The organism is Flavobacterium arcticum (genome assembly GCF_003344925.1).
In the GTDB taxonomy this organism is placed as follows: Bacteria; Bacteroidota; Bacteroidia; order Flavobacteriales; family Flavobacteriaceae; genus Flavobacterium; species Flavobacterium arcticum.
In genome coordinates this window covers 2,884,852-2,898,206 of record NZ_CP031188.1, presented here as the reverse complement: position 1 = coordinate 2,898,206, position 13,355 = coordinate 2,884,852, and the positions used below count along the sequence as shown (strand labels likewise).

Below are 13,355 nucleotides of genomic sequence, written 5' to 3'. Positions count from 1 at the left end.
GTTTAACTGTACATTCCTTTTCTTTTTCGTAATAATAACCATATTACTATTGGTGCACCTATTATAGAGGTTACCGCATTAATAGGTAATGTTAAGTCGCTGCCAGGTAGTTGTGTTATAGTATCACATAGTAGCATTATTATTGCTCCGCATAACAATGTACCCCAAAACAATATTAAATGATTACTTGTCTTAAATAAAAGTTTTGCAATATGGGGTACGGCAAGCCCTATAAAGGCTATTGGTCCTGCAAAAGCCGTTATGCTTCCGGCAAGTAAACTGGTTGCCAATATTATTATAAATCGTGTTTTACTAAAGTTAATACCCATGCTTTTAGCGTAGCGTTCGCCTAATAATAATGCATTGAGCGGTTTTATACACGATGCAGCCAAGATTATACCTGCCAGACAGGTTATACCCAAAATACTTATGTTTTTCCAAGGCAAGCTACCCAAACTACCCATAGCCCAAAATGTGAATTTTTGAAGCTGTTGTGCTGTACTAAAGTAGGTGAGTACGCTTACTATAGCACTAGTAAAACTACCAAACATTAAGCCTACAATAAGTATTGCCATAGTATCTTTTAAGCGTTGTGCTACTAGTAATACCGCTAGTAGGACTACGAAACTACCCAGTATAGCTGCTATTATTACACCATAAGATGAAATGAATATATTACCTAAAAAAGCAGGTAATATTCCAGCACCTAGTATAATGAAAGCTACCCCAAGACTTGCTCCTGAACTCAGCCCCAGTACATAGGGCCCTGCTAAGGGGTTGCGAAAAAGCGTTTGCATAAGTAATCCGCTAATTGATAACCCTATACCTACTATAATAGCAGTTATAGCTTTGGGTAAACGATAGTTAAGTATAATATATTCCCAACTGTTTTTGGTAGCTTCGCCACCTGCTAGGGTTTGTATTACATCTTTAAAAGGAATACTTACCGACCCTAAGCTAAGGTTTGCTAAAAATAGTAGTACTAAGCTAATGCCTAGTGCCAGAAATAAAAATTTATATTGCTTTGTGTGCTGCAATGCGTTTTATTTTAGTTTTTCAAAAAAATGAAGTTCATAGTTTGGTAACAATTCGGGGTGTAGTATTTTCACGAGGTCTTTTAACACTAAGTCAGGACGGTTAGGAGCGAGTTCATAATAAATAATACCTCCTGTAGCTCCTGTTTTACTTGCAAAAGAATATACTTCTTTGTTTTGAAAAGCTTTAAATTGTGCATAGTGAGGGTTACTGTCAACCATTTCTTGTAATGATGTAAACTGAGCAGGACCAATCCAAAAGTCAGCATTTTGTGCCTTGTCTAATACTGTTTCAAACGATAGTGTATGACTGCCTGTTCCGTCAGAGTCTGCCCAAAGATAATTGGCATGCGCATCCTTTATAAACAATGCACCCCAACTACCTCCTTGTGGTAAATACCAATGATCTTGATACATAGCTCCACTAAGTACGGTAGGGTTATCCTTGGCGTTTTGTGCTAAAGTTTTTGCCTCATTGTAATCAGTTTCAATTTGGTTAAATATACTATCTGCTTTTTCTTGTAAGTCGTATAGTTCCCCGAAAAATTTAATCCATTCCGCTTTTCCTAATGGCGATTGTTCTGTCCAGTCGCCGTTATACAATACTTTTGTACCGCTCTGCTCTAATGTAGTCATTGTTTTATTATCTCCGCTAATGCTAAAGCCCACTACCGCATCGGGTGATAAGTCTATCATTACTTCGGTGTTTAGGCTTTCATTAGCACCAGCTTCGCGTACTTTACCAGCATCAATTCGCGCTCTTGTTTTCTCTGATGATATATAATTAGTTCCTGGAAACCCTACCAATGAATTCTCAACGCCAAGCATTTCTAATGATGGTATGTGTGTAGTTGAGGTAGCTACTACTGTTTTTATGGGTACAGGTATCGTAATATATTGGCTAAGGCTATCGGGTATTATAGCGTTTTTTTGTTGCATTACATAAGTAAAACCTTTCTCGGCATTAGGCCAAGGGTTTGTCACTTTTACAACGGAGTAGCCATTGTATCTATAAATTTGTAACCCGCTCGCGTGTGTTACGGCATTAACAGTTGTTTCGGGTGGAGTACTCTTTTGTTTTGCTTCCTTTTTACAGCCAGTAGCTACAAGCAATACAATAATCGATAAGATGATGTTTAACTTCTTCATAAAAAATATTGAACAGTTGCAAATGTATAAATTAAATATCTCAATATAAATCCTATCTTTGCCCCGACTTTAGGTTGTGGCGTTTTTTCATGTCGTCACATTAAAAGGGAATCAGGTTAAATACCTGAGCTGTTCCCGCAACTGTAAGCTTATCCCGATAAGGGAGACTGTTGTTAACTGCATACCACTGTAACGAAAGTTATGGGAAGGTGAACAACAGTACGCAAGCCAGGAGACCTGCCTTTAGTATAACGAATATCGAACCTTCGGGAAAAAGGGTTCTACGATTTATGACTATAAGAAAACTATTCTTCATCGCTTCACTATTATTGTGCCAATACCTTTGTGCGCAAAACGATACTATTACCCAATTGCAAGAGGTAATAATATCTGATACTCAACTACGCGATTATTCCAACTCGCAATCAGTTCAACAATTAAACGATTCAGTTATTGCTCGTAATCCAGCTTCATTAGGAGCTTTACTCAACTATAATACTGTCATTTATTTTAAAGAAAATGGTTTGGGTATGGTGTCGTCACCATCGTTTCGGGGTACTACGGCGCAGCAAACCGCTGTAATATGGAATGGTATCAACATCAACTCACAACTTAACGGGCAAACAGATTTTAATATCTTGAATGCAGGTGATTTCAATTCGGTTAGCGTAAGAGCAGGAGGAGGTAGCGTTATTTATGGTAGTAGTGCTATTGGGGGGAGTATTCATTTGAATAATGATTTATCTTTTGATAATAAAATTAACAATGTACTTTTAGTTAAATATGGTAGCTATAATACTGTGAATGCTAATTACAATTTTAAGGCTTCTACCCATAAATTTAGTAGTGATGTAAGCATTAGTCGAAACAATTCTAACAATGACTATGAATACCCCAATTCGAACATAAAAAATGAAAACGGACAGTATTATAATACCAGTTATAATGCTGCTTTTGGGTATAAATTGAATAAAAAAAACATACTACGGCTGTATAGCTTTGCTTACGATGGCGAAAGGCACTTTTCGCGTACGCTTGCTGCACCGTCACAAAGTAAATACCAAGACATTAACTCAAGAAACTTACTAGAGTGGTTAGGGTTGTATGGACGTTTTACCTCTAAGCTAAAAGCAGGATTGCTTACCGAGCATTATAAGTATTATGCGAGGGGTAATGATAATTATACTTTCGGGAAAGTAAATACATGGCTGGGAACGTATGACTTGGCTTACCGCATTACCGATAATTTAAAAATAAACACATTATTAAACTATACTCATAACAAAGGCAAAGGCTCAGATATCGAGGTAAAGGAGCGTAATATAGGTTCAGGGAGTTTGTTGTTACAACATACGGTTAACAATAAATTACAATATGAATTAGGTGTACGTAAAGAGGTAACAGATGTTTATAAAAGCCCCATGCTTTTTTCTTTTGGGAGTAGTTATGATGTAACGAAATTTTATACTGTTAAAGCTAATGCTTCGCGCAATTTTCGTATTCCTACTTTTAACGATTTGTATTGGCAGGGTAGTGGCGACCCTAATTTAAAACCCGAAAGCTCTTATCAAGCAGAGCTAGGCAACGAGTTTAAAGTTAAAAATGTAAAACTTACCGTTACAGGATATTATATAAAACTACGCGATATGCTGCGCTGGATACCGGTAAACAATGTATGGCGACCTGAAAATGTAGGTAAAGTAAATACTTATGGGGTGGAGTCGGTTATAAACTGGCAAAAAACTATAGGTAGTAGCCGTTTCACTTTTAATGGTACTTATGCTTATACCGTATCGCGTGAAGATGGTAGTAGTAACCAACTTATTTATGTGCCTTTTAATAAAGCTACGGCTTCGCTAGCTTATTCTTATAAAAACATCTCTACATATTACCGCCATTTATATAATGGTAAGGTATTTAATACCTCTGATAACAATTCTCAAATTGACGCTTACCATGTTTCTACACTTGGTGCAGAATATCATTTTAAGCTCTTGCAAGGCTTAGATGTAGGTGTGCAAATACATAACCTTTGGGACAAAGCCTATCAGAACGTAGCAACACGTCCTATGCCAGGACGCAATTATACTATGTACCTTAATTTTAAATTTTAATCATAAATGAAACTTAACAAACTAATTTTAACAGCATTTGCAGGAGCTCTATTCTTTGCTTCATGTAGCAGTGATGACGATTCATCTAACGCGCCAAAAGGCGCTTATGATAATGGTTTATTAATACTTAACCAAGGAGGGTATAATGTAGGTAATGCTTCTATATCATTTCTTTCGGAAGCTAATGAGCTTGAAAATAATGTGTTTTCACTGGTTAACGGTGGACTTCTTGGCGATACAGGTCAAGATATAGGCTTACATGGCGACTATGCTTACATTGTTGTAAACAATTCCCATAAAATAGAAATAGTAAACCGTTATACTTTTGAAGGTGTAGCAACCGTTACTACTGGGCTTGATAATCCGCGTTATATAGCTTTTTCAGGAGATAAGGGGTATGTTACTAACTGGGGTGATCCTGTCGATACTACTGATGATTATGTTGCTGTATTAGACTTATCTACTAATACTGTTTCATCAAGTATTGAAGTAGTAGAAGGTCCTGAGGCTATTGTTGAAAATAATGGTAATTTATATGTAGCTCATAAAGGTGGCTATGGTTATGGTAATACTGTAACGGTAATAAATGCTGCTGCTGGTAATGTAACAACAAGCATTGCTGTAGGAGATGTGCCAAACAGTCTTGAAATTGATAATGGTAAATTATACGTAATGGGCGAAGGAGCACCATCATGGTCGGGTACAGAAACTACCGGACAATTGACGGTTATAAACCTTACTGATAACAGTATTTCCCAAAATCTTGTTTTTAACGGAATAACTCACCCTACTAACCTTGTTATAGAAAACAATAAGTTATACTATACTATAAATGATGGTATATATACTATGACAACTTCTGCTACTACCTTACCTTCTGCACCATTATTTACTACTACTGAGCAAGGAGTGTATGGTGTATATTCTTTTGAAGTGAAAAACAATAAGGTATATGTAGGTGATGCTATGGACTATAACTCTAATGGTAAAGTATATATTTATTCGCTTACAGGTGAGAAGCTAGAAGAGTTTACTGTAGGGGTAATACCTGCAGGTTTTTATTTTAATTAGATTATTTGTTATTTGTTTAAGTTTAGTATCCTGAATGAACATCCACATACAGGAGAAAAGAAAAAGAGTGGCTTTCGCCACTCTTTTTTATTATAATTACTGTAAATTTTTTATCAGGTTAAACCCACCTTCAAGAATATCATCTTTATACATTTCAGTACCAAAACGACGCATACTCTTAGAGTCTTTAAACAGTTTATGATTGTTATTATCAGGAATACTAAACCTTCCGTTTCCTGTTATATCAGCTATTGCTGTTGCAAATAATGGTTCGTTAGGGTCGCCTATTATACCCATGTTTCCAAAGTCTTCTTTAAGTTCTATGTCAGGGTTTATACCTTGTTCATAGTCACCAAAATTATTTTTGTTTACCACTTTTAGTACAATAGGTTGCATGGCATAAGTATGCACTCCGCTGCGATTGTTTTTGGAGAAATCTTGAGAATCGTATAGTGTAACCGAACCTACATTTTTACCAGTAGTTACATCGCCTATAACGGTAACATCTACATAAGGTTTTAGACAGTTAATAATCAATTCGCTTGCCGATGCTGTGGAGCGTGTAGTAAGTATATATACTTTATTAAGGTTTAGGCTGTTTATTGCAGCATCGTTAGATAGTTTATTGGTAAAATTATTAACTAATGCTGCTGGATTTCTATCTTCATAATACGCCTGTAGTTTAGAGTTCCATTGTTCTTTAGCGAATAGTTCTCCGTTAAATTGTCCTGTAATCATGCTGGCAAGATAAGTAGCTGTTCTTACAGATCCGCCTGAGTTATATCGTAAATCTAATACTAACTCATTAACACCTTGCGAAGCTAGTTGTCCAAAAGCAGCATTAAGTTCATCGTCATAACTACTATAAAAACCATTATACATAAAGTAGCCTATTACGTGCTCATCTTCCGTTATAACATTAGTAGTATATACAGGGTTTTCGGCATATTCGGTTTTTGTTAAAGTAACTTCTTCACCGTTTGGCGTAAGTTCACCATCATTATAATCGGCAAAGTTTAGGGTATAAGTAGTTTCGCTTAGTAATGACTGGTAATTACCATCATTTAAAGGAGTACCGTTTATAGCATAAAAAATATCACCTCGTTGTATATCTTTTGTTGCAGCATCCGAATCGGGTAATATGTAACGAACATACCCAAAAACACTCGTTTGGCTTTCATCGGCATATACAAGTCCAAATTCAACGCCATTGCTTGTAGAAACACCTTGTAATGCATTTTCTAGCACCCTGTAGTCTGGGAAAATTACACTAAAACGGTCTGTAGTACCTGGTTCATATAATAAATTTTGAAATAGCGATTCAGGGCTAGAGAAACCTTCAAGATATGAGTTTAACTGTGCTTGATTACTAAATCGGTCATCGTCAAGTTCAGGTACTTGCTCTTGCCATAAGTAGTATAAGTTTAATCCTTTCCATATAAAGTCATTAACAGGAACAGCTTTATCATCCATATCTTCGCAGCTCTGAAAGGTTAATGAAGTAACCATTAGTGCAGCTAGTAGTAGTGTTATCTTTCTCATCAAGCGCAATTATTATTTCTGATTAAAACGTAAATTTAATATATTTAATACAATATGTAACAAAAATTTATATTGTTCGTCTTCCTTTTATTAACGGCTAACAAACCAATGTCTATTATAAATGAATCAATCGGAGTTCATAAATATTACAAACACTTTTAAAGATCGAATGTTTCGATTGGCAAAACGACTTTTGGTAAGTACCGAAGAAGCAGAAGATGCTACACAGGAGGTATTGGTACGACTCTGGAAGAATAAAGCAAAGTTAGATACTTATTCGAGTGTAGAAGCATTGGCAATTACAATAACTAAAAATTATTGTTTAGATCAGTTAAAATCAAAACGAGCAACAGAGATGCGCATAGTGCACTCTAACTTTACTGATGGGCAAGCTAGTTTACAGAAACAAGCAGAAGATCGTGATAGTTGGAGTTGGGTAGAAAAAATTATGCATACCCTGCCAGAACAGCAAAAAATAATTGTTCAGATGCGTGATGTAGAACAATATGAATTTGAAGAAATCGCTAAAATGATGGATATGAATGAAACGGCTGTGCGAGTAGCCCTTTCGAGAGCGAGAAAAACAATTAGAGAAGAGCTTACAAAAAAACATAGCTATGGAATTGAAAGAAATTGAAAAACTACTGGAAAAATATTTTGATGCAGCAACCAGTACTGCCGAAGAGAATAGACTTAAAGACTATTTCTCTTCTCTAGATGTGGCGCCCCATTTAGAACAGTACCGTCCTATGTTTGGATATTTTACCCAGCAGGCAACAGAAAAATTTGAAAAAACCGTACCACTAAAACCTAGAAAACAATATGTAGCATGGTTATCGGTAGCAGCAAGTTTTGTACTAATGCTTGGTCTTTATGCACTATTCCTTACTCCACAAACACCACAAGAAGGAGAGTTGGGTACTTATGATGATCCTGAAGTAGCATTTAAGGAAACTCAAAAAGCACTTAATATGCTTTCTAGTAATATAAATGTAGGAGTAACAGGAGCAGCGTATTTAGGCGAATATCAAAAATCAAAAAACAAAATTTTTAAAGAAGATACAAAATGAAAAAATTTATAATTGTAGCACTATTGGCAGTTACACCATTTGTTACCTTTGCCCAAAGAGAGTTTGATAAATTTCAGGACAAAGAGGGGATTGATGGGATAGTTATTCATGAAAACCTTGTAGATGTTTTAGGGTATATTAAATTATCTGGAGGAGCAGAAAAAGCAAAAGACTACTTAGATAAAGTAGATAGCATGGAAAGTCTTAGGGTGTTTACTACATCAGACAAAAAATATTCTAAGGATATGAAAAAAACGGTTGCATCTTACCTTAGAAAGCACTCTATGGATGAGCTTGTAAGCCTAAATGATAAAGGAACTAAAGTAAACATATACATTACAGCAGGTAAAAATAACTCACAAATAAAAGAGTTACTTGTTTTTACCGAGAACAAGAAAGATGATGAGGTTGTACTTGTCTCTTTTATAGGGAATATAGATCTAGATGATAAAGAATAAATTAAGAACACCCCATAAAGTAAAACAAAGATGAAAAAGATAATAATCGTATTAGTAATAATGCTTATGCCTACACTGTTTTTTGCACAGTCGGCATTTGATAAATTCGATGGTAAGGATGGTGTAACCGCTATTATAGTAAGCAAAAAAATGTTTCAGCTAATAGGCAATGTTGAAATGGATAAAAATAATAAGGAAGCTCAGCAGTATTTTGACCTTATTAAGAAACTAGATAACCTTAAAGTCTTCACTACGTCTGACAGTAAGGCTATAGGAGATATGAAAAGTTCTGTAGTAAGTTACCTGAAAAAATACCCTCTAGAAGAATTGATGCGTGTTAATGATAGCGGAAAAGTTATTAAAATATACGTAAAAACAGGTGCATCATCATCTCAAATATTAGAATTATTAATGTTTATAGAAGGTGGTAAAGATGATACAGTATTAATGTCGCTTACAGGAGATTTTGAGTTGAGTGAACTTTCTGTACTTACAGATAAAATGAATTTACCAGGAGGTAGCCAGCTTAAAAAAGCATCTAAAAAATCGTAACTATGAAAAAGATGTTTTTTATAGCAGGAATGTTATTAGTACTGCTGGTATCTTGCGATAATAAACCTTCGTTGCAAAAGTATTTTGTAGAAAAGTCACAATCTAAAAATTTTGTAGCACTAGATATTGCGCCAAATTTTATAAATACCGATAGTATTACGCTAACAGCAGGTGAGCAAGAAGCATTGCAGTCGTTAGATAAATTGAATATACTTATCTTTAAAACAGACTCTTTAAGTACTAAATTGTATAAAACAGAACAAGCCAATGTAAAAGGCTTGTTGAAAGATGAACAGTATGAGGAGTTAATGCGTTATGGTTCTAATAAAGTAGGCGTCGCTATTTATACAGTAGGCAATGATGTACATATCGATGAGTTTGTACTTTTTATGCATCAGCAAGATAATGGTTTTGGTGTGGTGCGCGTACTAGGCGATGACATGAACCCAAATAATATAATGAAGATTGTAGGGGTGTTACAAAAGGGGAACTTAAACCTAGAACAACTTAAACCATTACAAGACATGATGATGAAATAATCGAAAAATAATAAAGGTTAATTATTTATAAAAATGCCCTCAAAGGAGTTTTCTTTGAGGGCATTTTTATAAAATATATTATTTTTTAAAATACTTAAAAGGAACAATCAGCATCCCAAAGCATTCACCTTTATCTTTATCTAAGTGTTTATGGTGCATTTTGTGTGCCCTACGCACTGCTTTAGCATACCTGTTATTAGCATTTCGGAACAGTTTAAACCGTTGGTGTATAAAAATATCATGCACTAAAAAGTAGGCAAGCCCATAAGCAAAAATGCCTAGACCAATAGCTAAGCCAATTTCTAAAATATTGTTTTGCCATAACAAAAAGAAACCAATGCTCACTATGGCATAAAATATAAAAAAGGCATCATTACGCTCAAACCAAGAGTCATGATCTTTACGGTGGTGGTCGCTGTGCAAGCTCCACAAAAAACCATGCATTACATATTTATGCGTAAACCACGCCATAAATTCCATTATGAAAAACGTGAGTATAAAAACGATTATATGAATATAAAGTGCCATGAATTGTAAATTATATAATATTAAACCTGTAGTCAAGATAACATTTTGCAAGCAATCCTATTTTTTGATAATCAGGGACACGAATGCGTGTTGACTTTATCTTAACCGATGGTGTTCTTTTTAATTTCTTGAGTAATTTTTTATAATATACATAAGCTGTATAAACACCAAATTTAGCTTCTGTAGGTAGTTTTATAATACCTTTAAACCCTTCATTTAGGTCAGCTTCTATTTCCTCTACAATTTGTCTTTTTATTACATCATCCATTTCCTGTAGATTTAAAGCAGGAAAGTAGTTCCTGTCTAATCCTTCGGTATCATCTTTCAGGTCGCGCAAAAAATTTATTTTCTGGAATGCCGACCCTAGTCGCATTGCTGGTTCTTTTAGCTCATCATATTTAGTAGTATCATTACCCGTAAAAACTTTAAGGCACATAAGTCCTACAACATCTGCTGAGCCGTAAATATACTCATTATACTCTGTAACACTTTTATAGTCTTTTTTGTATAAATCCATCTTCATACTTTCCATAAAGCTACTAATGAGTTCTTCTGAGATGTTATACTTGTTAGCAGTGTACTGAAAAGCATTTAATACAGGGTTAAGACTAATACCATCTTTTAGAGCGTTATCTAAATCATTTTCAAAACATGTAAATAATCGTTCTTTGTCATAATCATGAAAAGTATCGACTATTTCATCGGCAAAGCGTACAAAGCCATAGATATTATAAATATCTTGACGTATGCGTGGCGAAAGCATCTTCACGGCAGAAGAAAAAGAAGTGCTGTATGCCTTAGTTACGTTACGGCTGCACTGGTATGAGATTTCGTCAAAAATAGATTTCATATTGTTTCCTTTACGGTTACTTTTATTTCTTTATTTAGCTGTTTTTCTATTAACCCAGCAACTAGTTTACCAGATATTAATGCTGGTGGTACACCAGGTCCTGGTACAGTGAGCTGTCCTGTAAAGTATAAGTTCTTTACTTTTTGACTTTTTAGCTTTGGTCTTAAAAATGCAGTTTGCAACAGCGTGTTAGCTAACCCGTAGGCATTACCTTTATATGAGTTATAATCTTTTACAAAGTCGTTTACACAAAATGACTCTTTAAATAGAATACTACTTTTAAGTTCCTGTCCTGTAAGGCGCTCTAATCGGGTTATTATCTTATCAAAGTATTTCTCTCTAAGTTCTTCAGTATCCTCTATACCTGGCGCTAGTGGTATAAGAAATGTACCCGCTTCTTTACTTGATGGTGCTGCCTCTATATCTGTTTTAGATGGGAAACTTGCATAAAACAAAGGTTCATCAGGCCACTTAGGGTTATCATATATATCCTGAGCATGTATATCAAAATCAGTATCAAAAAACAGTGTGTGGTGTTCTGCTCTCTCAATTTTTTTATCAAAACCTACATAAAACAGTAATGACGATGGAGCAAAAGTACGTTTGTTCCAGTAGTCTTCGCTATAAGCTCTATAAGGCTTGTCTAGCAATGTTTCGGTATGATGGTAGTCTGCACCACTCACAATAATATCTGCGGTTATTTTTTCATTATTTACCATCATCCAAGAAGCAGTACCATTTTCTACTCCTATCTTTTCTATTGCGGCATTAGTATATATTTTAACCCCTAATGATCTGGCTAAACTTTCCATACCTTCAATAACGCTATACATACCGCCTTCGGGATGCCAAGTACCTAACCCAAAATCGGCATAATTCATAAAACTGTAAAACGAAGGTGTGTCAGATGGTTTTGCTCCAAGAAACAATACTGGAAATTCGAGTATTTGGACTAATTTTTTACTTTTAAATTTTTTTCTAACATCACGAGATATATTGCTAAAAAATTGCCCCAACTTCATCATTGTTTTTGGGGTAACTAATTCTAGTGGCGACTCTCCTGGACGATATACTAAATCTTTAATGGCAATATTATAGTTGCTTTTAGCCTCATCAAGAAACTCTTTTAATATTTTACCACTTCCTTGTTCAATACTTTCAAATGTATTTATAATCGACTGAGGATTACTAGCAATATCTACATAATCATTCTCTCCAAAATATACTCTATAAGCAGGAGATAGTTTTTTTAGACTGTAATAATCGTGTGGTTTTTTATCAAAATCAGCAAAAAAACGTTCAAAAACATCGGGCATCCAGTACCAAGTAGGTCCTATGTCAAAAGTAAGTCCATCTTTTTTAAGCTGCCTTGCTCTGCCGCCTATGGTCGCATTTTTTTCGTATATCGTTACATCATGTCCTAATTTAGCAAGATAGCATGCTGCCGATAATGACGAAAATCCTGAGCCTATTATTTTTATTTCTTTCTTCATTTGTTTAGTAATTATTGATAATAGTTGAACAATTATGTTTTGGATGGCAATACTTATAATCCATTGCTAAACTCACTTATTGATTTAAATACTGATATGTTTTTATTTATTTTATCTTCATTTATAAACTGTGTATTATGCCCAAAAACATATAATAGCGTAGTGTCGTCATTTATAAGCTCGAGTTTTAGCTCTTCGATATAATCATTTATTTCGCCCATTGTTGGCTCTACTGTTATGTAGGTTACAAAGGTTACATTGTCAAAATGTTTTTTAACGTCTTTTAAACTGTCTATAGGTACACTTTCACCAAGAAAAATAGATTTGTGATCATTTAATGCTAATTCATAGTTTATAAACATTAAACCGAGCTCATGTATTTCATTTTTTGGTAAGTAGAGTATATAGGTTCTTTCGGTTTTTTGTGGTGGTTGTAGTAATAACTTCTCAATATTTGAGGCTAGCTTTTGTTTGATTAAAAAACTTATAAAATGCTCATGTGCAGGAGTTATAGTATTTGTTTGCCATAATAAACCTATTTCGTTAAGTAAAGGGATAAAAAAGTCGTAAAAAATTTCTCTAAACGATTTTTCTTGCAGTAGAGCGTTGTAGGTGTTTAAGAAAAGCGCCTGATCAAAATTCATCATAGCTAGCTTAAAGTCGTTTAATATATGGTTAGACATACTTTTGTTGGAAAGTATCTCTTTTACCAGTACAGGTAGCTTTTCTTCGGGCATTTTTGATATTGCCGATATTTTATATCCAAAGTTGTGTAAGGTGGTTATATTGAGTAGTTTTTGTAAGTTTTCGATGTCATAAAAACGAATATTCGTTTCAGTACGCATAGGTTCAAGGATATTATATCTTTTTTCCCAAATGCGAATAGTATGCGCCTTTATCCCTGAAAGGTTTTCCAGATCTCGAATATTGAATTTTGTCTTTACGTTGTTCATTG

At 34.7% G+C, this 13,355-nt stretch carries 14 protein-coding genes and 1 riboswitch; of the genes, 7 read left to right on the top strand and 7 right to left on the bottom strand.

The annotated features are described in order from the left end of the window. Positions 1-2: 2 nt before the first annotated feature. Positions 3-1,037, bottom strand: a complete 1,035-nt coding sequence (locus DVK85_RS13095; protein WP_114678873.1) for a FecCD family ABC transporter permease — start codon at positions 1,035-1,037, stop codon at positions 3-5. A 6-nt stretch (positions 1,038-1,043) separates the two neighbouring features. Then, positions 1,044-2,183, bottom strand: coding sequence for an ABC transporter substrate-binding protein (locus DVK85_RS13090; protein WP_114678872.1), 1,140 nt, complete (start codon positions 2,181-2,183; stop codon positions 1,044-1,046). Positions 2,184-2,237: 54 nt separating this feature from the next. After that, positions 2,238-2,442, top strand: a riboswitch (cobalamin riboswitch). 31 nt (positions 2,443-2,473) lie between these two features. Between DVK85_RS13090 and DVK85_RS13085 the strand changes: the two genes are divergently transcribed. Further along, a complete protein-coding gene (locus DVK85_RS13085) occupies positions 2,474-4,297 on the top strand; it encodes a TonB-dependent receptor plug domain-containing protein (protein ID WP_114678871.1) in 1,824 nt (607 codons plus the stop codon). Between the two features lie 6 nt (positions 4,298-4,303). Further along, positions 4,304-5,368, top strand: a complete 1,065-nt coding sequence (locus DVK85_RS13080; protein WP_114678870.1) for a YncE family protein — start codon at positions 4,304-4,306, stop codon at positions 5,366-5,368. Between the two features lie 96 nt (positions 5,369-5,464). Here the strand turns inward: DVK85_RS13080 and DVK85_RS13075 are convergent, their stop codons facing one another. Then, on the bottom strand, positions 5,465-6,910 hold the full coding sequence (locus DVK85_RS13075; protein ID WP_114678869.1) for a S41 family peptidase: 1,446 nt from the start codon (positions 6,908-6,910) through the stop codon (positions 5,465-5,467). A 121-nt stretch (positions 6,911-7,031) separates the two neighbouring features. Here DVK85_RS13075 and DVK85_RS13070 point away from each other — a divergent pair, with 121 nt between their 5' ends. The 5 genes from DVK85_RS13070 to DVK85_RS13050 are packed head-to-tail and all read left to right on the top strand — an operon-like array spanning position 7,032 to position 9,529. Continuing rightward, complete coding sequence (locus tag DVK85_RS13070) at positions 7,032-7,547, top strand: RNA polymerase sigma factor (protein WP_114678868.1); 516 nt, start codon at positions 7,032-7,034, stop codon at positions 7,545-7,547. Further along, the gene (locus DVK85_RS13065) at positions 7,528-7,980 is read left to right on the top strand and encodes a hypothetical protein (protein WP_114678867.1); all 453 of its coding nucleotides are present in this window, start codon (positions 7,528-7,530) and stop codon (positions 7,978-7,980) included. The genes DVK85_RS13070 and DVK85_RS13065 overlap by 20 nt, the downstream gene beginning before the upstream one ends. Next, on the top strand, positions 7,977-8,438 hold the full coding sequence (locus tag DVK85_RS13060) for a DUF4252 domain-containing protein (RefSeq protein ID WP_114678866.1): 462 nt from the start codon (positions 7,977-7,979) through the stop codon (positions 8,436-8,438). The genes DVK85_RS13065 and DVK85_RS13060 overlap by 4 nt, the downstream gene beginning before the upstream one ends. 30 nt (positions 8,439-8,468) lie before the next feature. Beyond that, on the top strand, positions 8,469-8,990 hold the full coding sequence (locus DVK85_RS13055; RefSeq protein WP_114678865.1) for a DUF4252 domain-containing protein: 522 nt from the start codon (positions 8,469-8,471) through the stop codon (positions 8,988-8,990). A gap of 2 nt (positions 8,991-8,992) precedes the next feature. After that, positions 8,993-9,529: a DUF4252 domain-containing protein gene (locus DVK85_RS13050; RefSeq protein ID WP_114678864.1), complete on the top strand. Its 537-nt coding sequence runs from the start codon at positions 8,993-8,995 to the stop codon at positions 9,527-9,529. Between the two features lie 78 nt (positions 9,530-9,607). Here the strand turns inward: DVK85_RS13050 and DVK85_RS13045 are convergent, their stop codons facing one another. The 4 genes from DVK85_RS13045 to DVK85_RS13030 are packed head-to-tail and all read right to left on the bottom strand — an operon-like array spanning position 9,608 to position 13,353. Then, positions 9,608-10,057 (bottom strand): sterol desaturase family protein, encoded by a 450-nt coding sequence (locus DVK85_RS13045; RefSeq protein ID WP_114678863.1) that lies wholly within the window; start codon positions 10,055-10,057, stop codon positions 9,608-9,610. 10 nt (positions 10,058-10,067) lie between these two features. Next, on the bottom strand, positions 10,068-10,907 hold the full coding sequence (locus DVK85_RS13040) for a phytoene/squalene synthase family protein (protein ID WP_114678862.1): 840 nt from the start codon (positions 10,905-10,907) through the stop codon (positions 10,068-10,070). Further along, on the bottom strand, positions 10,904-12,400 hold the full coding sequence (locus tag DVK85_RS13035; protein WP_114678861.1) for a phytoene desaturase family protein: 1,497 nt from the start codon (positions 12,398-12,400) through the stop codon (positions 10,904-10,906). The genes DVK85_RS13040 and DVK85_RS13035 overlap by 4 nt, the downstream gene beginning before the upstream one ends. 53 nt (positions 12,401-12,453) lie before the next feature. Then, the gene (locus DVK85_RS13030) at positions 12,454-13,353 is read right to left on the bottom strand and encodes a MerR family transcriptional regulator (RefSeq protein WP_114678860.1); all 900 of its coding nucleotides are present in this window, start codon (positions 13,351-13,353) and stop codon (positions 12,454-12,456) included. Between the last annotated feature and the right edge of the window lie 2 nt (positions 13,354-13,355).